Origin of the sequence: Sphingobacterium sp. NGMCC 1.201703 (assembly GCF_047784615.1) — a bacterium.
Classification (GTDB): Bacteria; Bacteroidota; Bacteroidia; order Sphingobacteriales; family Sphingobacteriaceae; genus Sphingobacterium.
Window position 1 is genome coordinate 47,031 of record NZ_JBLOHD010000006.1, and the last position, 20,621, is coordinate 67,651.

The 20,621-nt window shown below is 41.2% G+C and carries 18 protein-coding genes; 8 read left to right on the forward strand and 10 right to left on the reverse strand.

Annotated features, from left to right (window positions below):
• Window positions 1–44 precede the first annotated feature (44 nt).
• Complete coding sequence (locus ACK8HY_RS13765; RefSeq protein WP_416133940.1) at window positions 45–1,331, reverse strand: sensor histidine kinase; 1,287 nt, start codon at window positions 1,329–1,331, stop codon at window positions 45–47.
• Window positions 1,328–2,005, reverse strand: coding sequence for a response regulator transcription factor (locus ACK8HY_RS13770; RefSeq protein WP_416133941.1), 678 nt, complete (start codon window positions 2,003–2,005; stop codon window positions 1,328–1,330). Before ACK8HY_RS13770 ends, ACK8HY_RS13765 begins: the two co-directional genes overlap by 4 nt.
• Before the next feature lie 211 nt (window positions 2,006–2,216).
• Between ACK8HY_RS13770 and ACK8HY_RS13775 the strand changes: the two genes are divergently transcribed.
• The 3 genes from ACK8HY_RS13775 (at window position 2,217) to ACK8HY_RS13785 (ending at window position 5,916) form a co-directional block, all read left to right on the forward strand.
• Window positions 2,217–3,077: a helix-turn-helix domain-containing protein gene (locus tag ACK8HY_RS13775; RefSeq protein WP_416133942.1), complete on the forward strand. Its 861-nt coding sequence runs from the start codon at window positions 2,217–2,219 to the stop codon at window positions 3,075–3,077.
• 122 nt (window positions 3,078–3,199) lie between these two features.
• The gene (locus ACK8HY_RS13780) at window positions 3,200–4,549 is read left to right on the forward strand and encodes an amidohydrolase (RefSeq protein ID WP_416133943.1); all 1,350 of its coding nucleotides are present in this window, start codon (window positions 3,200–3,202) and stop codon (window positions 4,547–4,549) included.
• 125 nt (window positions 4,550–4,674) lie between these two features.
• A complete protein-coding gene (locus tag ACK8HY_RS13785) occupies window positions 4,675–5,916 on the forward strand; it encodes an amidohydrolase (protein ID WP_416133944.1) in 1,242 nt (413 codons plus the stop codon).
• A gap of 175 nt (window positions 5,917–6,091) precedes the next feature.
• On the opposite strand, the gene ACK8HY_RS13790 is transcribed toward ACK8HY_RS13785, so the two are convergent.
• Complete coding sequence (locus ACK8HY_RS13790) at window positions 6,092–7,129, reverse strand: acyltransferase family protein (RefSeq protein ID WP_416133945.1); 1,038 nt, start codon at window positions 7,127–7,129, stop codon at window positions 6,092–6,094.
• A gap of 211 nt (window positions 7,130–7,340) precedes the next feature.
• On the opposite strand from ACK8HY_RS13790, the gene ACK8HY_RS13795 reads away from it, so the two are divergent.
• From ACK8HY_RS13795 to ACK8HY_RS13805, 3 genes are read left to right on the forward strand one after another with little or no spacing between them, the layout of a single operon-like run.
• Complete coding sequence (locus ACK8HY_RS13795; protein ID WP_416133946.1) at window positions 7,341–7,859, forward strand: hypothetical protein; 519 nt, start codon at window positions 7,341–7,343, stop codon at window positions 7,857–7,859.
• Window positions 7,860–7,882: 23 nt separating this feature from the next.
• The gene (locus ACK8HY_RS13800) at window positions 7,883–8,686 is read left to right on the forward strand and encodes a hypothetical protein (protein ID WP_416133947.1); all 804 of its coding nucleotides are present in this window, start codon (window positions 7,883–7,885) and stop codon (window positions 8,684–8,686) included.
• Between the two features lie 46 nt (window positions 8,687–8,732).
• Window positions 8,733–10,079, forward strand: a complete 1,347-nt coding sequence (locus ACK8HY_RS13805) for a hypothetical protein (RefSeq protein ID WP_416133948.1) — start codon at window positions 8,733–8,735, stop codon at window positions 10,077–10,079.
• On the opposite strand, the gene ACK8HY_RS13810 is transcribed toward ACK8HY_RS13805, so the two are convergent.
• Both ACK8HY_RS13810 and ACK8HY_RS13815 read right to left on the reverse strand, forming a co-directional pair.
• On the reverse strand, window positions 10,076–12,907 hold the full coding sequence (locus ACK8HY_RS13810) for a hypothetical protein (RefSeq protein ID WP_416133949.1): 2,832 nt from the start codon (window positions 12,905–12,907) through the stop codon (window positions 10,076–10,078). The two genes, ACK8HY_RS13805 and ACK8HY_RS13810, sit on opposite strands and share 4 nt — an antisense overlap.
• A gap of 85 nt (window positions 12,908–12,992) precedes the next feature.
• Entirely contained in the window at window positions 12,993–13,601 is a 609-nt protein-coding gene (locus ACK8HY_RS13815; protein ID WP_416133950.1) for a LuxR C-terminal-related transcriptional regulator, read from the reverse strand.
• Window positions 13,602–14,104: 503 nt separating this feature from the next.
• On the opposite strand from ACK8HY_RS13815, the gene ACK8HY_RS13820 reads away from it, so the two are divergent.
• Together ACK8HY_RS13820 and ACK8HY_RS13825 are read left to right on the forward strand one after the other, a co-directional pair.
• Window positions 14,105–15,019 (forward strand): hypothetical protein, encoded by a 915-nt coding sequence (locus ACK8HY_RS13820; protein WP_416133951.1) that lies wholly within the window; start codon window positions 14,105–14,107, stop codon window positions 15,017–15,019.
• A 20-nt stretch (window positions 15,020–15,039) separates the two neighbouring features.
• A complete protein-coding gene (locus ACK8HY_RS13825; protein WP_416133952.1) occupies window positions 15,040–15,951 on the forward strand; it encodes a hypothetical protein in 912 nt (303 codons plus the stop codon).
• Between the two features lie 94 nt (window positions 15,952–16,045).
• On the opposite strand, the gene ACK8HY_RS13830 is transcribed toward ACK8HY_RS13825, so the two are convergent.
• The 5 genes from ACK8HY_RS13830 to rfbB all read right to left on the reverse strand — a co-directional run bounded on the left by ACK8HY_RS13830 (window position 16,046) and on the right by rfbB (window position 20,527).
• On the reverse strand, window positions 16,046–16,867 hold the full coding sequence (locus ACK8HY_RS13830) for a glycosyltransferase (protein ID WP_416133953.1): 822 nt from the start codon (window positions 16,865–16,867) through the stop codon (window positions 16,046–16,048).
• 163 nt (window positions 16,868–17,030) lie between these two features.
• Window positions 17,031–17,891, reverse strand: a complete 861-nt coding sequence (gene rfbA, locus ACK8HY_RS13835; RefSeq protein ID WP_416133954.1) for a glucose-1-phosphate thymidylyltransferase RfbA — start codon at window positions 17,889–17,891, stop codon at window positions 17,031–17,033.
• Window positions 17,892–17,968: 77 nt separating this feature from the next.
• Entirely contained in the window at window positions 17,969–18,826 is an 858-nt protein-coding gene (rfbD, locus tag ACK8HY_RS13840; protein WP_416133955.1) for a dTDP-4-dehydrorhamnose reductase, read from the reverse strand.
• Between the two features lie 82 nt (window positions 18,827–18,908).
• Window positions 18,909–19,469 (reverse strand): dTDP-4-dehydrorhamnose 3,5-epimerase, encoded by a 561-nt coding sequence (gene rfbC / locus ACK8HY_RS13845; RefSeq protein ID WP_416133956.1) that lies wholly within the window; start codon window positions 19,467–19,469, stop codon window positions 18,909–18,911.
• A gap of 2 nt (window positions 19,470–19,471) precedes the next feature.
• Window positions 19,472–20,527 (reverse strand): dTDP-glucose 4,6-dehydratase, encoded by a 1,056-nt coding sequence (gene rfbB / locus ACK8HY_RS13850; protein ID WP_416133957.1) that lies wholly within the window; start codon window positions 20,525–20,527, stop codon window positions 19,472–19,474.
• Between the last annotated feature and the right edge of the window lie 94 nt (window positions 20,528–20,621).

Below are 20,621 nucleotides of genomic sequence, written 5' to 3' on the forward strand. Positions count from 1 at the left end.
TTACAAAGTAAAACCACGATTCTGTAAAGATTTGGGAATATAATTTATGCAGGGCGAAAATCTAATTTAAATAGGTGCTGACCAATCGCATATTGATAGGAAATAGAAAAGCCATATACATGACATATTGCCTGAACGATTGCTAACCCCAATCCCGTACCTTGGGATGCAGCGTCCGATTTATAAAACCGTGAGAACAGCTGCTCTTTATCCAGCGCTGCCTGCGCACTTGTATTGGCAACTATAAGTGTATTTTCAGTAATGGTTATATTTACATCCCCGCCATCCAGATTATGGAACAAGGCGTTACGGATCAAATTGGAGACCATGATATTGGCGAGGGAATTGTCTAATCGTACATTAAGCTCATCTCGTTGATTGACATTGATCTTGATATTTTTAAACGCGGCAATATCTTCCAATTCATCCGTGATATGTAATACCAGCTGATTGATCGAGAGATCCTCATTGTGCAGGAATTGTTTATTCTCTATCTTACTAAGCAGCAATAATGATTTATTCAGTCGCACCAGCCTTTCCGCGGTGTTCAGTACTTCGGCGAGCGTATGCGACTGTTCAGGCTGCAGCCCTTCTGTTTCGGCCATCATTTCCAGCTTATTGATCATAATTGCAAGGGGCGTCTGCAGCTCATGTGAGGCATTGCCAATAAACTGTTTTTGCTGCTCATAGGTTTCCTCATTATGATGGATCAGTGTAGTTACCGCAAGCTGTAGATCTTTAAACTCCTGAATGTTTGTCTCCATAGCGGGTTTATCGTCAGATTTTCCCAAGCGGAATCTGGTGAGCTGATCTAAAAATCGATATAAGGGGCTCCATAGCCGTTGTATTACAACTTTATTGATCGATACGATACTCACGACCAAGAGGACAAATAAAATCAGGACAGAATAAAACAGGTTTTTGATCAAATCACTTTCCTCGATCATTGAGTTGATAATCGATAGCTCATAATAGTGTCCCTTATGTTCAAACGCTGTGGTCAGCATACGTACCGGTTCCAATTCGGGCTCCGGATCATCATCATCTTGCATATACAACATAGTATCTCTGTACACATTCTGCATTTTGACCGCCTGTTGCTCCGAAATTTCACGTACCCTATAATTGTTAATTCCAAATTCCAGATCCGGAGCTACAATGGCCTCAGAAGCCAGTTCCTGAATAATTAAGCGTTTTTGGTTCTCCAATTCCTCATCTATATTATCATGAATCACCTCCAGCATAAATAAATAAAAAATGGTCGACCATACCGCAATGACGATCAGTACCGAAATCGAGAGATATTTGAGCGTTTGATTGGCTAATTTCATTTTTCAACAAGTTTATAACCTATTCCGTAGACTGCTTCAAAATCCACTTCCGCTTTTTTCGTCAAAAATTTCTTCCGCAAGTTCTTTATCTGTGAATAGATAAAATCGAGGTTATCTGCCTGATCCGTGTTATCTCCCCACACATGCTCTGCCAGCGCATTCTTGCTGACAAGACGGTTTTTATTCAGTAAAAAGTAATTCAGGATATCAAATTCCTTTCTATTCAGCGGTACGGGCTCACCTGCAATCGACAGGCTACGGTCGTTTAGATCCAGTACGAGATTACCCATCTCCAATGTATTCTTGCCATCCCGTTGTTTTCTGCGCAGTACAGCTTTAATCCGCGCATTTAATTCAGCAATATGAAAAGGTTTGGTCAGGTAGTCGTCCGCGCCGAGTTCGAGCCCCTGGAGCTTGTCATCCAGCGAATCTTTGGCCGAGATAATAATAACATTATCCGACTTCCCCTCTTTTTTCAACCGGTCCAGCACCTGTAACCCACTTCCACCTGGGAGCATAATGTCCAATAAGATACAGTCATAATCATAGACCAAAACCTTATCCAGTGCTGATCCAAAATCATTCGCGGCCTCTACAATATAACCTTCTTTAATCAGCGAATCTTTCAAGGTTTCCCTCAAATCTGCTTCGTCTTCAATTACAAGTACTTTCATTGGACTTTGTTTTTTATTACGGAATTTCAACGTTATTCCCCCCGGATATTATTTTACCGCTACAAATGTATCCCGAATTTAGGAAAGAATTAGGAAAATGGCTATTGTTAGTTGATTACAAAGGCCCATTGCTATGCGTATGCTGGTTTATTTTTACATATTGGCAAAAAAACAAAGCGCTTTTCGTATTTTAGGTTTTAGATGATCTACTATGGACAAACGTAAAGCTAACATCTGGGCGCCTGTCATCGGACTGGACGGTTTTCGCAAAGCACAGACAGCAGGTCGTGAAGAGCTACTTTTCAATGAATTACATGGCGAGAGGCTAATCGAAAAACCGCATAAGCACGACTTTTTTATTATCAATTTATTTGATAAAGCTTCCGGTGTCCATACCATTGATTCCATAGATTATCCCATTAAAGACCATCAGGTACATGTGCTGTTTCCCGGTCAGATGCACAAATGGCATATCTATGCAGGAACTATTGGTTACCAATTGATGATCGAGCGGTCGTTTTTTGAGCATTTTGCGCCCTTCTTTCGCTTTTCCTTTACCAATTATCAGAATCATCCGGTCATTGACCTGACCAAGGAGGCCTTCATTCAGCTACATTATGAATTTGAATCTGTCAAAAAGGAACTGGAACGCGAGCATTCACTGATACCTTTGATTACGGCCCGTGCCGGTGTGATCGCAGCCATAGTTAGCAGAGAAGCAGAGCATGTATTCACCGAATTCAAAGTCTATCAATCTGTGCCCCGGCTTGCCAAATTTAACCTGCTTATAGACGAGTTTTTCAGGGAACAAAAATTGGTTGCTTTCTATGCGGACAAGCTGCATATTTCCCCCAACTATCTTAATATTCTATGTAAAAAGCACCTGAAAATATCTGCGACCCAGCTTATCCACCAACGGATCTGTGTTGAAGCCAAGCGCCTGCTCCAAAGCACAGAATCATCCATCAAGGAAATAACATTTGAACTGGGCTTTGCAGACCAAGCCTATTTTTCCAATTTCTTTAAACAACAGACCGGTGTAAGTCCGAGTGAATTTAGGGAAAAGAGATAAATCACACAAGAAATGGCAGAAATTGCCCAGTAATAGGAAAGCTTACAGTATATACCTTTGTCTATAGAAATTGATCCATTTATGGATCGTTCATTTAGATTGTAACGTAAATAGGAAATAAAATGAAACCAATAGCGCTTACACGCAAGGAATTTATCCGCAACTCAGCCCTGGCGCTTGCTGGAGCAACATTGATCCCCGGGATGCTATACGCAGAAGATGGAAGTCCACTGGCCCATCCGTCCAGCTTGGGCGCACATCAAGGCAAAAAAAGTTATACCTTAAAAAATGTGCTGCTGGAAACAGGTTTTGAGTATGATGGCAATGGCCAAGTGATCGCAACCAAAACCGGTCTTTTCTCCGTGCAGATCGAAGCCGGGAAAATCAAAAAAATAAGTTCCAACAGTACCGATCCTAATGCCATAGACGCGAAGGGCAGATTGATGCTTCCATCTTTTAGAGACATGCACATTCATCTGGACAAGACCTTCTACGGTGATAAATGGCAAGCTGTAAGACGTGGAGCAGGCGGTGTAAAAGGCATGATTGCACTCGAACAACAGCTCCTTCCCGAACTGCTTAAAAATTCAACCTATAAAGCAGAAAAACTAATTGAACTACTGCAATCCAAAGGTACAGCTTTCGCAAGGAGCCATGTAAATATTGAACCTACCTCCAAATTGGAATCCTTACATAACCTACAGCGTGCATTGGAAAACAAAAAAAATAGTTTCGGTGCCGAACTCGTTGCCTTTCCCCAACATGGCGTGTATTACACCGATTCCGTACCCTACCTGAAGGAAGCAGCCAAGACCGATATTGATTTTATCGGCGGAGTAGATCCTTTTACCATCGATGGCGCCATTGAGAAAACAATGGATTTTACCGTACAGCTGGCACTGGATCACAACAAAGGGATTGATATCCATTTGCATGAGTCCGGAGAATCGGGTCTAAAAACAGTGGAGTATCTGATCAAAAAAGTAAATGAAAACCCGGCGTTGAAAGGCAAAACCTACCTCAGCCACTGTTTTGTACTGGGGCGTTTGGAAAAAGCCAAACAACAGGAAATAGCTGAAAAGCTGGGAGCGGCCCAAATCGGAATTGTTTCTACCATTCCTTTTGCAGGACTCATTATGCCTATCCCTACACTGCTAGAAAATAAGGTCACCGTCATGACGGGAAATGACAGCATTGTCGATCATTGGAATACTTTTGGTACAGGAAGTGTCCTACAAAAAGCCAATATGGCGGCACAAGTCTATGGACAGGTCACCGAGTATGGTTTATCACGCATGCTGAAACTGGCGACAGCCGGTCCGATTCCATTGGATGACAAAGGAAAACAGCAATGGCCGAAACCCGGTGATGATGCCAATATCGTACTTATCGATGCCAGCTGTTCTGCCGAAGCTATTTCACGGATTTCACCCGTAGGATCCCTTATCTATCAGGGCAATATCGTCTACTAGGTTGCAGACAAGCGATATTATCACTAACTAGATCTTTTTATACACAATGGCGGTCAATTGCTTACTCTAAGCTTTTGATTGCCCCATTGTGACCTATAATTGCTATTAAAACAGTATTAAACATCATGTCAACCCCTTATACAACCCTGCTAAAGGGCAACTATACCCTTAAAAACGTGCTTTTGGAAACTGGATATGTTTCCGATGATAGCGGAATAAAAGCAACTAAAACTGAACTCTTCTGTCTAGAAGTCAATGCCGGAAAAATTATCCGGATATTTCCAAATAATCCACAACATGCCACAGCTGTTGATGCTAAAGGCTATTTAATGCTGCCTGCTTTCAGTGATATGCATGTCCATCTGGACAAAACACTGTATGGACTACCCTGGCAAGCACAATCTCCCAAAAAGAGAACGGTGCTGGAGATGATTGCTTATGAACAGGAAATTATCCCTGAATTACTCAAGACATCGACCGCACGGGCAGAACAACTTATTGACCTGTTGCAAAGCTATGGTACCACCTTCGCACGGACACATTTTAATGTCGACACCACTTCTGGGCTCCGTTCTCTGGAAAATCTCCAAAAAGCACTGGACAACCGCAAAGAAAGTTTCAAGGCAGAATTGGTCGCTTTTCCGCAACATGGATTTTTTTATACCGACTCTGCACCACTCATGAAGGATGTAGCCCAGATGCCGAGTGTGGGTTTTATTGGCGGAGTAGATCCCTATGGAATCGATAAGAATATTGAAAAAGTACTCGATTATACGGTAAAACTAGCCCTTGACCATGACAAAGGGATTGACATCCACTTGCATGATGGGGGCAAAGAAGGTATACACACGATTGAATACCTTGCCGAACAAGCGCTGCAGCACCCAAAGCTACAGGGGCGCAGTTTTGTAAGCCATGCCTTTGTACTGGCCCAGTTACCGGTAGCCGAAGTAGAGCGCATTGCCGAAAAATTAGCAGCAGCCAAAGTAGGGATTGTCTCGTCTATCCCATTTGGTGACCTGGTCATGCCTATTCCAACATTATTGAAGCATGGTGTTGACGTGTTAGTCGGTAATGATAATGTGCAAGATTATTGGAGCACTTTTGGCCCTGGAAATATGCTAGCGAAAGCCAATTTAATGGCTGGCATGTATGGTTGGGGATCTGAGTTCAATCTTTCGAGAACCCTTCGTTTTGCCACCAACAATGTATTGCCATTGGATGACAAAGGCCATATGCAATGGCCGAAAGTGGATGACAGGGCCGAATTTGTACTGATCGATGCAAGCTGCTCTGCAGAGGCTGTTTCGCGCATCTCCCCAACCATGGCTCTGGCCCATGAAGGAACATTCTACTGGAAAAAATAAACCCTACCTGATACCTTGAAAAACAGAAATTCCTGGTGTTATCTAACATTGGGAATTTTTTGTTTCAACCATTGCTTCTTATCGCAATGAAATTCTCTAGCTTTCCCAATGGGAAGATAACCCGTATAGAAGTACAGCTGGATTGATCTAAAACCGGAAACACAAACTCCGTTTATTACGATCGCTTAAAGAGTCTCATGATACGGGGCTCTATCCACTCACTCAGGATATAAGCAAGCAGCAGCATGAGTAACGTCACGACAGAAACAAGTACATATTTGTTTACATGTTCATGAAGCCGATTGAAAATAATAAAACCAATATGCTGATGAATGAGGTACAAAGGATAGGTCAGCATCCCGACTTTGACTAATTTCGGCGAATTGAGGTATTGTAGCTTCTTACAGGAAACAAGTAACATCAGGATATAAAATACAACGATTGTCGCAGCGATAATATAGGGAGAAAAATCACTATGGAATGTTCTTGCCAGCCAATGGATCCGACCAATAGCTCCATCGATGGACAAGTACAGGCAACAGGGCAATACGATAAAATGCTTCAGTGCTGGCCCCTGTAGGAAAATTTGACAAAAGACAATGCCCGCAATAAAATAAGTACTCCAATCCAAAATAAAAAAGTGGTGGATGGCATCGTAAATTTCAAATGGGCCAACAAACAGGCGCAATCCTGACAATAACAACCAAAAGTAGACCAGATAGTCCAAACTGATCTGTTTAAACCTGTTTATGATAAGAAATAGCGCTATAATGAGATAAAATTTCAATTCAATATACAGCGACCAATAGGCGCCATCTATATTTCCCTGCCCGAGCAGTTCCTGAACCATCGTGAAATTGGCTAGAAGCTGCCTGAATGTAACCAGATAGCGCGGTGCGCCAAAGAAATAAGAGATCACAAATGTTAGGATCAAGCAGATCCAATACATCGGATACAAACGCTTGAAACGTGAATAACAAAATTTGGGCAGCGAACGATGTTTGATGGAAAAGGCGATCACAAATCCGCTGATGATAAAAAACAGGTCTACACCGAGGTAGCCATATTTAAAATATTCCCCAATCTCGTCGAACCGCAACAACGACATATTTCCACCTTTATACCCCCGATATAAATAGTGGTACAATAGCACTGCGGATGCAGCGATAAAGCGAAACAGATCAATTTGATAGATTCTTTTGGATTCAGCCATTTGAGCGCAAATATAGGCTGTTTGATTTATAGTTTCGGTTAAGGGTTTCAAAAAAACGTACGCTGAACTTCATTATCTACAAGTGCTAACTAGACATGTAATAGCGCAGGCTTCCTCTAATTTATAACATCATTATGTGACTATCGTGCATTGTATTTCCTTTGTATCCTGATTAACTTTACTCCTATTATATCCGTAAAATGAGTAAATTATGAAAAAGAACCTATTAATAGTCTTTATTGCCGTCGCCGCCATATGCTTCGGTTTTCAAGCAAAAGCGCAAACCGGCACATCGGGTCCCGTCACAGTTAATATTAATCTGACAGATGCCATTTCGATCACTTTGGGCGCGGATCCAACAGTAAATTTCGATTATACCACAGCCGCCGATTATGCGGCGTCAAAAACGGTCACGAAAGCGAATCATTTTACGGTGGTCAGCAATAAGCCCTATGACCTTACGGTAACCGCTGGAGGAACATTTACACCAGCTGGTGGACCTGCACTAAATATTGTTACAGTTACTGTACCGGCTGCAACCGCCAATGGTGGAACTCCAGTTGCCAATGTACCACTTAGCACTACTGCTGCTGCTCTGGTCAATGGTTCGACGGCATCCACAGGTGCAATCTATACCGTGGATTATACGATCTCAAATCCCGCATCGTTATTAAATCTTGCTGGATCGACTTATAGCACTACAGTAACTTATACAGCGACACAACAATAAAAATCTGACTAAACATTTTATTCGTGAGATATTATTTAGCAGTATTTGTTATCCTGATATGTAATACCCTGATCCACGGACAGGGTATTTCCATTTCACCCTCCCGGATATTTTTTACCGGTGAAGCCGGACAGACCGTCAGTCAGGCCATTACGTTTAACAATAGCTCCGCGAGCACACTTTCCTTCGTCGCAAACCTGAAAGATTGGGACCGTGACTCCTTGGGCAGCAAACGGTATTATACCACAGGGAATAATGCGGGGTCAAATGCTTCGTGGCTTACCTTATCTGAAAATACGGTACAGCTAGCTCCTGGGGAAACAAAAGTGGTCAATCTTTCCATGACAATCCCTGATCATCCGACAACAAAACAGCAGCGCCATTGCATGCTATTCTTTACGCAGGTTAAAGAGCAAAAAGCTGCTCAGGCAAATGGACTCCAGATGAACGTCCTGATTGAGGTCGGTATTCAAGTATACCATACACCGGCAGGTTTAAAAGCTGGTGACCTGGAATTTCTTGCCTTTGAAGATAAAGGCGCTGTTACCGTTCAGGACAGTAAAACAGTACGCCGGATGGAAGCCAAAGTTAGAAATACAGGCCAGATCAATAAAGATGCATATGTACGGTTTGAGCTGACCAATATAGAAACTGGAGAAGAGACACCTGTGGAGGCTGTGGCCATAGCAATGCTTCCCGATTCCGAACAATGGGTCCGTGTAGACCTACCTGGTAAACTTGCCTCCGGTCGATATCTCGCGGTTGCGATACTTGACGCAGGCAGCCAATATGATTTAAAAATTGCGGAGAAAGAAATTACATATTAGTTTTGCTATATGGTTGATTAGTATAAGTCACTGTATATCTCATGCTATGGCACAAGTCACGATTAATTTGCCGCAAGCAAATATCCAAGGGCGTACGGACTACATCGAAAGTTTTACCGGTGGCCAATATTCTTTTACTTTACTTGCCCTGCTCCCAACAATCAGTACCCGGGCAATTAACAGCACGAGTTTTGTCAGTACAACAGGCGGGGGAACAGTCCCCTTAAATGTAACACACCTTAAACTAGAAAAAATTAACAACCTTTCGCTTCTCGGATCAAGTAATGATGTCACCTTATCAACTAGCGATCAAGTTTTAGTCAGTTCGCTGGCCACAGTAAGTGTTTCTGCAGGACCGGTTATTCTCAACTCACGTTTTGTTACTGCAAATCAAACATGGATTGCAGGCATTTATAAAACTACACTCTCGCTTACCGCCTCAGGCATTTTAGGCGGCTCCATTACACCCCCGAGCCAAGATTTCTCCATCAGTGTCCCTGGATTTATAAGTCCCCCGGCGAGTATCGGTACAACCAGCATTTTAATCAATGATTTGAGCTATTATCGAGCTGCCAATGGCATCAGTAGTAACAGCGTTATTCCGCTATCGACCACCGTCCCTTATATACCAAGTATTAAAACTGGGAATACAAAATTTAGCTTTAGCAGCACCTCAGCCTATAATGCATTACCGGTTACTCCTGTCTCAACCGTGAATACAACCTTAACGGGTATTGCGAATGCGACATCCGGGGCTCTATCCACCACGGATCAGTCTTTGACCAATACCAGCGGTATCGCTGTTCCGACCAACAACAATCAATCCTTGACCTATTCTTATAGTATTGGAGCAAGTCAACTGAAAACAAACTTTGTACAGGCAGGCACCTATACTGTTCCGCTAACCTACAGCTGGAACAAACTATCGGCAGCCTATCCCAGTGGCAGCCTACAGGCACAGGCAAATGGAAGCCTATCTGTCGTCGTAAGCGACCTAGGCGAAATCGTTGCCAATCAACAAACCGTCAATCTTGGTTTTGCAACAGCCAATGATTATAAGAATGGAGTCAATTTAAATATGCCAGCCCATCTTAAGGTGAGTAAAACTACGCCCTACAACCTTTACGTGCGCGCGACATCGACAAACTTTGCTTCAGGAGGCAACAGCATTCCATTAAATGTATTGCGCATTGGTCCAATGGCTGGTCAAAGCGGCATGAATACCATTACCCTATCCACCACAGCTCAGCAGCTTATCCAAAATGCCGACCCTGTGATAGACCGTAATCTCAACATTCTTTACAGTATCCCTGCGAGCGCAACAAGCATGCTTCTCAATAAGCCTGCCGGTGCGTATTCGGCCAATATTATTTTTAGCTTTGTCGCTCCTTAAAAGCGTTTAACACCAACTTTTCTACGCTCATCCCGAAAGTTAAAATCGGGAATCACAGCATCCTTATCCGTTTTTACTTCGATCTCACAATTTTGATTTTCGATCGAGAAGGACATCCCTTCGGTAACAACAGCGATGCGGTAGTTACCCAATGGAAGATACAGCACATACTCACCGCTTTCTGAACTTAATGTACTGTAGGTTTTCCCTTGGCGATCTACAGCGGTTATTTTTATTCCCCCTAGCTGCGGTCTTGATTTTAGATACCTATTCTCAACAATCTTAATACGGCCTTTTAATGGCCTTGTTTTTATCAGCGGAATTTCCAACCGTTGGTTTTTAGTCATCAATACATTGATTGGCCCCTGCGAGACCCAGCCTTTGCCATTCTCCACCTGTACGCTATATGGGCCGGCCCCCATATCAACAAATTTCACACGACCTTTCTCGTCTGTTAATGCCACTTCCTTCCCAATCCGCACCAAAACGGCCTGGGCTTTGGCTTCACCACCATCGTTTATACCATTATTATTACCATCTTCAAAAAAAATAAGTTCCAGCTTATGGCCTTTCTGGCCGGCAGGTCGACCAAAATTCTTTTCTATACCCAGTCGGATCTGTCTGTTATCAAAAGAATATCGATTCAGTGGGTTAGGATCAGGCGGTAAATTCGGATCTACAAGAAACAACGATTTTCCGCTTATTGCGGTATAGAATATATCGGCTGTCAGATTCCAATTATCTTTTATCTGCCAGCGGACATGACCATTTACCGACAGATTGTTACTTTGGGAGAAACCATAATAGCTATACATGGTCGAAAGCTGTACATTCAGCTGATTATTAAAGGCGTAAAATTGCGTATTTGGCCCCAATGAATAAATGCTGTAATTCGAATTTACGCTGGTCGCCAAAAGATCACTCAAGTAGTACGGATTAATCTGGATAAATGTATTAAATCCAAAAAATGTATTCGTATAATTACCATTGATGCGGACCGAATGAAATGGCGCAATAGGTCTATTGGAAGTATTTCTGTAGGTATATCCATAATCTGTCTGCAGCGAGAACCGGTGTCCTGAGGTAAAAAAATTAAGATCGGCTACTGTGCGAAGGGAATTCGACTTCCAGTTCACCGGATTAGTTGCCATTCCCCACCAATTCTGGTATGCAGCATGTTGTGCCATAAAATAGGGCCTAAGATCAAGTTGCAACTTTCCAAGGCCAGTATGATACCCCAACTCATAAATCAGTATCCTTGAAGCATTATTAAAAAAATAGTTTCTGTCCCCAGCAAGGTACTTTGGTCTATTATCCATATAGCTGATCCGGGCAGAGAGGTTTCGATCGTTGTCGAGCAATATCGTTATACGCGAATCTGTTTGAGTAAGACCTCTACGCAGTCCCACATAGTACGGTGAGCTATAATAATTGACACTTGTAATCTGATAGTTACGAAAGGTGTTATTGTAATTTATTCCCCCAGCAACGGCTAGCCTATTATTTCCGCTTTCAACCTGTTCGATGCTTGTGCCTCCTTCCAAGAAAAGGCTATTATTATTGCCTAAATCAATAGCACCTTTACCACTGAACAGACTGCTGCGCACACCACGATAGTCATTATTGCTATGTAAGTAAGCGATGCTGTTCTCCTGATTTTTGTCGGATTGAATAGCATATTTAAGGCCAACAATGTCCCCACCAGAAATTGGATTATCCATCTCCGTGAACAACATGTAATTGTTCTGGATTGCATACAAACTGAGGGAACGCCGATGATCGAATTTGTAGGTCCCTTTTATACCACGTCCATTGATAAACTGATCAAGATTTTCATAAATATTACCCAGTTTTACCCCCCACTTTTCGGTATCATAATCCAGATACGTATCGTATAGATTAAAGGTGCGTTGATCTTGATAATAATCTAAATTCATTCGATAGCTCAATTTATCCTTATTGTTCAGCTCAATTTTGCCATCCCCCTGCAACTGGTAAACTGAAATGTCCTTCCCCAGATTGATATAACGTAAAGCAGCACGATTGTCAAAAGGTTGATTTTGCAAATTCATATTGGAAAAGAAACGCTTTACACTTCCCACGGTCATTACACGGATACGATCGGTGGCCAACACGCTACCACCGCCCTCGATGGCCTGAATATCAACATCAAAATCCACATTTGTATTTTTTTTCCGCAACCGGGCCGTAAAAGTCAACAAAGACTGACCTCCCGCGGCTATGGTGAATGGCATGATCTCACCAATGATCTCCAGATCAGGAGAAAGGTTAGGAAAACGCAACTGAGCCGTCAGCGGTACCAGCCCCCGATTGATCGCCCGCACTAAAAATTGTGTCTGCCCCGTGGCCTGGTCCAGGTAATATTCAGCTTGTTCGGTCTGTATGAGGAAAGACTGTTCCATAGCCAACTGTGTATAAAAAGACTGATGTTCCTGTATTTTTATTGAGGGATCATTCGATTCAAATCCGACTGTAAAGGTTTGTGTTCCCTCAGCAATGGTCTGGCGATCGGCGATATATTTTAGCGGAAACAACTTCGTTTCTTTGGGCTTTAAAGTAATCGACAGCGGCAATTTTATTAGGCCCCGAAGAGCCGCAGTGTTGGCTGCTGTAGGCTTTAATTCAATTGGTCTATCTGTGCGATTACTAATATTTAATTTGTTGGAGAATGTTTGTGAGGATGTAATTTGTATTGTATCACGTTCAAAATAATACGTAATATCGTACTGTTGCTGACTTTTCGCTATGGATAACAAAACAGCAAAATAAAAAAGAAACAGGAAAATCCAACGGTTTCTTATTGGCATATCGTACGATTCAACTATCCATAAAATTCAGGCTAAATTCGAAGAGATTGAAATATTGCCGGTCACATGTTCATGTAACAAAATATTAAGCTGTCAACTGCGCGATCAGTTCACCTTTGCTGTTGATCTGTAGCTTTCTGTAGATTCGCTTGATATAAATCCGCACGGTATCCAATGAAATGTTATACTTTTGGGCGATCATCTTGTAACTCAACCCTTCGATAATTCCTTTGGCAATCTGCAATTCACGGGCGGTCAGTAGATCTTCCACTTTTTTTGATTTAAAACTCTGTTCTATCAGGGCTCTATTGACACTGGGGCTCACAAATGATCCCTCATTTAGGGTAATATAAATCGCGGATACCAAGGATTGCAGGCAGGTCTGTTTCAATAGGTAGCTGACCGCGCCATATCGAAAGCAGCTACGCACCGCTCTTACATCAGCCACGCCGGTTAATACGATAATTTCAGTTTTTGGAAAGGCATTTTTTGCATGTTCAACAAGTAGAGGTTCCTGATCTGCAATATCAACAATCAATACATCCGGCGCAAGCATCGCCCGATCCACAGGTCCGCTGCTTGTATCAAACAGCACTTCGATCCTATTTTCACCCACTTCATTTTCTTTATCAAGTATCCGTTGGGTTGCCTGCCTTGCGCTTTCGTCTCTATCAATAATGCCTACAGTAATCATGTGCTTGTTTATTATTCCGTCTTATAATCAGTTTTTTATACCCAGCTATATTGCTTTCGGTATATTTGGCGTTTATTCGCAGATCCACAGGGAATCTGAATAGCTCATACATCAATTACCTCTCTCTTAAAAACAACTATTAGAAAAGAATTGTTTTACAAAAGAAAAAACGATTAAATATTAGAAATTTTTTTGACATTAGGTGCCAGTCTTAGGGTTAAAAATTACGATAAGATATTTATGAGCGAGAGGAAAGCGGATTGAGACTTTTCAATATAGATTTTGCTTTTTAAAAAATGGATTATACGCAATTATATCTATTTTTTGAAGAATACAAAGTCTTCTTTTTAATTTTAATTGAATTACGACAAAAAAACAACTGAAGATTCAGGATAAACAGTATCCATATCATTGAACTAATTAATAGTTTCAAAAAGAATAAAAAAATTATTTCAAAAAAAAATAAAAACAAAGTACCTTTAATTAATTTTAAAAAAAAAATTATGAAATACCTTTATTTATTTGTGTTGCCCTTTTTTCTACTAGGATGCGGAAAGGATGGCAAAATAGGCCCTCAAGGCGAAAAAGGAGAGCAAGGAGAGAAGGGAATCGATGGTCTTAATGGAAGTACCATCTTTAGTGGAAAATCTGCACCCACAAGTGCTATCGGCGTAATTGGGGATTTTTATCTAAATCTTTCCAGTGGAGATCTATATGGTCCTAAAACTAAAGAAGGATGGGGAAATCCTTTTAATTTAAAAGGATCTTCTGGAGTTCCGGGATCTCCAGGAACCCCCGGCGCAACAATTCTTTCTGGTCAAACAATTCCCACTCAAACAATAGGAAAAAACGGCGATTTTTATATCAATCTAAAAGATATGACTATTTACGGCCCTAAAACAAATGCCGGATGGGGAAGCCCAGTTAGTCTTAAACCTGACCAAAAATTGGGAATTGATGTTTATTTATTGGATAGCATCCAATTTAATACTAAATCGAATAGTATTGAAGGAAGTAATGATAAATATCGTACTGGTGGACTTACCAAAACTTATGAGATTCCATTTATAAATAAAGAAAATTATTTAGAATTTTCTTATTCAATAAGTGCAGATAATAGCCCTACTCCAGATTTCACTCAATTTGATTGGCAGGAATTTCCAAGAGACAATAGCATCGATCTCAAAGGAAAAAGCTTAAATCCAGACGTTTCCATCGAAACGGGATACATTCAATTCCAACCTCTTAGTACAACTAATTCCAAATATAAGTTTAATTTTTATTTAAGTAGCGTGACAAACTTTTCAGGAACAGTATTAAGTACACCTAATTTTCGGGTAATGGTTAGAAGTTATAAACTAACTAAAAAAGCTTCTTCCCTGTCGGAAACCGAAAAACGATATTTAAGACTTAGATAATAGATTCTAAAATAAAAATTATGCGTTACATTTATCTATTTATTATATTTACCTTTCTACTGGGATGTGGAAAGGACGGCCCGATTGGACCAACAGGTGAACGAGGAGAAGGTGGAATTAACGGAACAAATGGAAGTACAATTCTTAGTGGAAAGGTACCTCCCTCTACGACTATTGGATTAAATGGAGATTTCTATTTAGACTTATCTACAGGCAATCTATATGGCCCGAAAACAATTAATGGATGGGGATCACCATTTAATTTAAAAGGACCTTCCGGAACTCCTGGAAGCCCTGGAAGTCCTGGAACACCCGGATCTAGCATCCTTTCGGGAAGAATAGTCCCTTCCATAACAACCGGCAAGGAAGGAGATTTTTATATCAATTTGAACGATATGACCATCTTCGGACCGAAAACAAACGATGGGTGGGGAAATCCCGTTAGTTTGAAACCAGATAAAGATCTAGGAATTGATGTATATTTAATTGATCGAATCGATTTCTCTGGCAATGCCTCCCCTATAAATAGTTGGTTATATCATTTTAAAGGCTCATCTGAAACATATGAAATACCATTTGTTAAGGGAGAAAATTATTTAGAATTTTCTTATACGATACCCGACAGCAGATTTGACAATACTTTACCAATATTTACAGAACGGAATTGGCAAAAACTACCTCTTCAGTTCACATTTTGTTGTCTTGTAGTCAGTCTTGATTATTATATTGAAACAGCAACTGTTAATTTTCGAACAAAGAATGTGGAAGACGAACCAAACAAGTATAGATTCTATTTTGATGTCGATGCCGAAGCTTCTTTTAGAGATTTCTTTATCCCTGGATTTACAATTATGGTACGAAATTATAAGATGAACAAGAAAAAAGCGTCGAACCTCTCTAGCCGTGAAAAAAGATATTTAAGATTAAAATAGTGATTATAAAAATTGAGCTCATAAATATAATTTTGAGCTCAATTTATTTCCAATAGCTATCTGAATTTCTTATCAGTATCCTGTAATCCGTAGATTAAATTAATAATTTAAACTGATTTATTATTCTGCGATTGACCGCAACTCTCTCTTTATCGAAAAACCAGCCCCATTTTCCAAAATATGTACAAATAGACCGGATATGGACTTTGAATAACTTAAAATTTTTACTTGATCCGGCAGCGTATCCATGGATAACAGATGTCTTCGAAAAATAAACAGTTCTATATTTCCTATTCATTCTTCTCGATAAGTCCCAATCCTCAAGATACATAAAAAAGCGGTCGTCGTATAATCCCACTTCGTCCAATGTGGACGTTCGTAACAACGTAAAACATCCTGAAAGTACAGGAGTATCATAAATGAGATGAGGTGATACATTTCTGAGCTCGTATTTTTCTATAGAAGACAGAAAAATATTAAACTTTCGATACAATATCCGTTTTAGAAATATTAATGGATCAGGCAACAATTTGGGTAAGAACTGAATGGTTCCATCAGGATTCAAAATTTGCGGCATAGCCATTCCCACATCAGGATTGGTTTCCATAAAATTTACCATTGCATTAATAGTATCATCCAATAAGAGAACATCCGGATTAACAACAAAATGATATTTACTCCCCATAATTATCGCCCTCTTTATTCCGATGTTGTGCGCAGCTCCAAAACCGGGATTACTTGGTTGATGAATATATTCGAAACGCGGGTGAAAGTCTCTGATTTCTTTCTCAATCGAATTTAAAGGAGAATTATCAATGATCAATAAGACATCAATATCTGGTCCATCCATTCTCTTTAATAACTCCTTGATCTCGGAATACGTCTGTTTATATAATACTATAGAAGCTGTAATCATTGTTATTTATTTGCACCTTTAAGAAAGCCGGCCGTATGAGACTCTCCTTATCTTTCCTAATTATTTCTCTCTCTAAACCGTTAATTGGGAGTTTTGGATAATTTAATATCCGTACTGCTAAGCTGTTAAAAAAAACAGCTTAACAACTACAAAAATATTAAAATTATTTAACCAAACGGCATAAATATTCACCATAGCCCGATTTACACAAAGGTGTAGCGATGGTTAATAATTGCTGCTTGTCAATATACCCCATACGATAGGCAACTTCTTCAATAGCTCCTATTTTCATTCCCTGACGTTCTTCAATGACCTGCACAAATTGTGCAGCCTGCATTAGTGATTGGATCGTTCCCGTATCCAACCAGGCTGTTCCCCGATCGAATATGCCTACTTTTAGCTTTCCATTTTTTAAATATTCTTTGTTGATATCTGTAATCTCCAGTTCTCCGCGCGCTGATGGTTTGATACTTTTTGCAATTGCAATGACGTCATTGTCATAAAAATAAATTCCGGGGACAGCATAATTTGATTTCGGCTGTTTTGGTTTTTCCTCAATAGAAATCACCTTTTTGGCGGCATCAAATTCCACCACCCCATAACGCTCGGGGTCATGTACAGGATATGCAAATACGACACCTCCATCCGGATCTGCACAGGACTGCAGCAGTTTCGACAGACCCGAACCATAGAAAATATTGTCGCCTAGGATCAGCGCTACTTTATCCTTCCCTATAAATTCTTCGCCCAACAAGAAGGCCTGTGCCAAACCATCTGGACTCGGTTGCTCCTTATATTCAAATCGACAGCCGAGTTGAGAACCATCGCCCAATAGCTTCTGAAAGTTGGGTAAATCCTGTGGCGTCGAGATAATCAATATCTCGCGAATGCCTGCAAGCATAAGCGTAGACAAGGGATAGTATATCATTGGCTTGTCATATACGGGCATTAATTGCTTACTTACTGCGAGCGTTAGCGGATGCAAGCGAGTGCCCGATCCACCGGCTAATATAATTCCTTTCATTTCTATTCAGCTATTAGTATTGAGACTTTAGTATTTAGACTCTGGTTATATAAGCCTTCAGCCTAATAATCTCTTTATTATTTTTCTATTTCTTTGGTTAACATTTTCGCTAAGCTCTCCTTCCATTCCGGCACGACCACATCATAGACCGCTTTAATCTTTGCTTTATCGAGTAGTGAATACTTTGGCCGTTGCGCAGGTGTGGGGTAAGCAATCGTTGGGATTGGCTTTACCTGACAATCGAACGAACGGAAATCCCGTATTGCTACAGCAAAATCATACCAGGATGTTTCCCCCTCGTTACTGTAGTGATAGATTCCGGGAATCCATTCTGTCGCATCAGCAATTTTCAGAATTGCGATTGCCAGATCTTTTGCGTAGGTTGGGCTACCGATCTGATCGTTGATCACATTTACTTCCTCCCTTTCGGCCATAAGACGGCACATGGTCTTGACAAAATTCTTGCCATAGGCAGAATATACCCAGGATGTCCGGATAATAACGGCCTCAGGATACCACTTTTGGATAGCCTGTTCACCGGCAAGCTTGGTCTGCCCATATACATTGATCGGTGCTGTTGGCGCATCTTCCGGCAGCGGAATAGCAGCATTTCCATCAAATACATAATCCGTTGAAATGGCAATCAACTTTGCGCCATGGAGACGGCAGTATTGCGCAATTTCCTCACAGGCCAAATGGTTGACCAAATTGGCGGTCTCGCAGTCCTCTTCTGCTTTATCTACTGCTGTGTAGGCGCCAGCATGAATAATTAAATCCGGTTGATACATCGCTAAAATATCCTGGATCAACAGTATCTGATCCAAGGGCAATTGCTTACGATCCAAAAAATAGCATTCTTTTTCAGTATCGTTTATCAATAATTCATACAATTCGGACCCCAACTGTCCGGTAGCACCGGTAATGACGATTTTCATCAAACTCTTTTTTATGGTTCAAATAGCCTGATCCATTTAACTGTTCCTAACGGGAACTCTTAAACGAATCAATCATGCTATCTTACAATTTCAACTTCTTCTTGGAGAATTCCACAAAGCTTTGTGCCTCCTTATCCTTTTGCGACAATATCATCTGATCTACTGGAACTTGCCAATCAATCGCCAATTGCGGATCCAATGGATATATACCATCTTCCGATTCCTTGTTATAATTATTGTCACATTTATAGGAAAACACAGCATGTTCAGACAATACAGAAAAGCCATGTAAGAACCCACGCGGCACAAATAACTGCCTTTTATTCTCAGCCGAAAGCTCTACGGCGACATGCTGTCCATAGGTCGGTGAATCGGGCCTGACATCGACCGCCACATCCAATACCTTACCCTCCAGTACACGAACCAGTTTTGCCTGCGCATGCTCCGCAGCCTGCATGTGCAGCCCCCTGATCACGCCATATTGGGATTGTGACTGATTATCCTGCACAAAATGAGGGTTATGGCCCAATATAGCTGCCAGTTTATTTTCATTGTACGATTCAAAGAAATACCCTCTTTCATCTTCAAATACTGCGGGCTCTAAAATAAAACAACCGGACAGTTTCGTTTCTATATGTTTCATGTTTAAGCGCCGTGATATTGCTTGGTATAATACTTCTGATAGTCCCCCGAAGTCACGTGGTCTAGCCATTCCTGATTGGACAAAAACCAATCTATCGTCAGCGCGAGCCCCTGTTCAAAAGTCACGGAAGGACTCCATCCCAATTCCGAATTGATTTTGCTGGCATCAATGGCGTAGCGCAGATCATGACCGGGTCGGTCTTTCACAAAAGTGATCAGGGAAGCAGCAGTCCCCTCTTCCCGCCCCAGCTTGGCATCCATTTGCCGACATAGTTCCCTGATGAGATCTATATTCTGCCACTCATTAAATCCACCCACATTGTACGACTCGCCGTCCTTTCCCTCATGAAAAACCAAATCGATCGCCTTCGCATGATCGATCACAAAGAGCCAGTCGCGGGTATATTTACCATCGCCATATACCGGTAGCGACTTGTTATTTAGGATATTATGAATACACAGCGGAATTAGCTTTTCAGGAAAATGGTTCGGGCCATAGTTATTGGAACAATTCGTCAACACAATTGGTAGTCCATAGGTATCGTGATACGCACGTACAAAATGGTCTGAGCTCGCTTTGGAAGCAGAGTATGGCGAATGTGGATCATACTTCGTCTCTTCGGTAAAAAAACCAGTTTCACCCAAGGCACCGAATACCTCATCTGTAGAAACATGGTGAAAGCGTTTTCCTTCGAAATTTTCCTTCCAGATAGCACGCGCGGCATTCAGCAAATTTACTGTTCCAATTACGTTGGTCATCACAAATGCCGTAGGATCCGCAATTGAACGGTCGACATGCGATTCCGCGGCCAGATGAATGACCCCATCCGGCTGATATTGTTCGAAGATGGAAGTTATCTTCACCTGATCTGTAATATCGGCTTTCACAAACGTATAATTTGGACAATCCTCGATATCTTTCAGATTTTCCAGATTACCTGCATAGGTTAGCGCATCCAGATTAATAATCTGATAGTCTGGATATTTTATCACAAACTCCCGTACAACATGAGATCCAATAAAGCCGGCACCTCCTGTAATTAAAATTTTTTTCTTCATATATATTGGTTATGGACGAAATACCAATCCCGCCATTCTGCTCAAATGATTACCTCGATGAAATAGTTCGCTAAAATTAGGTTGATTTTTGCGA

What these genes read in the sequence shown, in the direction of transcription:
- ACK8HY_RS13820 (WP_416133951.1), top strand. Translation starts at nt 14,105, where the DNA reads ATGAAATACCTTTATTTATTTGTGTTGCCCTTTTTTCTACTAGGATGC.
- ACK8HY_RS13815 (WP_416133950.1), bottom strand. Translation starts at nt 13,601, where the DNA reads ATGATTACTGTAGGCATTATTGATAGAGACGAAAGCGCAAGGCAGGCA.
- ACK8HY_RS13795 (WP_416133946.1), top strand. Translation starts at nt 7,341, where the DNA reads ATGAAAAAGAACCTATTAATAGTCTTTATTGCCGTCGCCGCCATATGC.
- rfbA (WP_416133954.1), bottom strand. Translation starts at nt 17,891, where the DNA reads ATGAAAGGAATTATATTAGCCGGTGGATCGGGCACTCGCTTGCATCCG.
- ACK8HY_RS13805 (WP_416133948.1), top strand. Translation starts at nt 8,733, where the DNA reads ATGGCACAAGTCACGATTAATTTGCCGCAAGCAAATATCCAAGGGCGT.
- rfbD (WP_416133955.1), bottom strand. Translation starts at nt 18,826, where the DNA reads ATGAAAATCGTCATTACCGGTGCTACCGGACAGTTGGGGTCCGAATTG.
- ACK8HY_RS13780 (WP_416133943.1), top strand. Translation starts at nt 3,200, where the DNA reads ATGAAACCAATAGCGCTTACACGCAAGGAATTTATCCGCAACTCAGCC.
- ACK8HY_RS13825 (WP_416133952.1), top strand. Translation starts at nt 15,040, where the DNA reads ATGCGTTACATTTATCTATTTATTATATTTACCTTTCTACTGGGATGT.
- ACK8HY_RS13785 (WP_416133944.1), top strand. Translation starts at nt 4,675, where the DNA reads ATGTCAACCCCTTATACAACCCTGCTAAAGGGCAACTATACCCTTAAA.
- ACK8HY_RS13765 (WP_416133940.1), bottom strand. Translation starts at nt 1,331, where the DNA reads ATGAAATTAGCCAATCAAACGCTCAAATATCTCTCGATTTCGGTACTG.
- ACK8HY_RS13775 (WP_416133942.1), top strand. Translation starts at nt 2,217, where the DNA reads ATGGACAAACGTAAAGCTAACATCTGGGCGCCTGTCATCGGACTGGAC.
- rfbB (WP_416133957.1), bottom strand. Translation starts at nt 20,527, where the DNA reads ATGAAGAAAAAAATTTTAATTACAGGAGGTGCCGGCTTTATTGGATCT.
- ACK8HY_RS13810 (WP_416133949.1), bottom strand. Translation starts at nt 12,907, where the DNA reads ATGCCAATAAGAAACCGTTGGATTTTCCTGTTTCTTTTTTATTTTGCT.
- ACK8HY_RS13770 (WP_416133941.1), bottom strand. Translation starts at nt 2,005, where the DNA reads ATGAAAGTACTTGTAATTGAAGACGAAGCAGATTTGAGGGAAACCTTG.
- ACK8HY_RS13790 (WP_416133945.1), bottom strand. Translation starts at nt 7,129, where the DNA reads ATGGCTGAATCCAAAAGAATCTATCAAATTGATCTGTTTCGCTTTATC.
- ACK8HY_RS13830 (WP_416133953.1), bottom strand. Translation starts at nt 16,867, where the DNA reads ATGATTACAGCTTCTATAGTATTATATAAACAGACGTATTCCGAGATC.
- rfbC (WP_416133956.1), bottom strand. Translation starts at nt 19,469, where the DNA reads ATGAAACATATAGAAACGAAACTGTCCGGTTGTTTTATTTTAGAGCCC.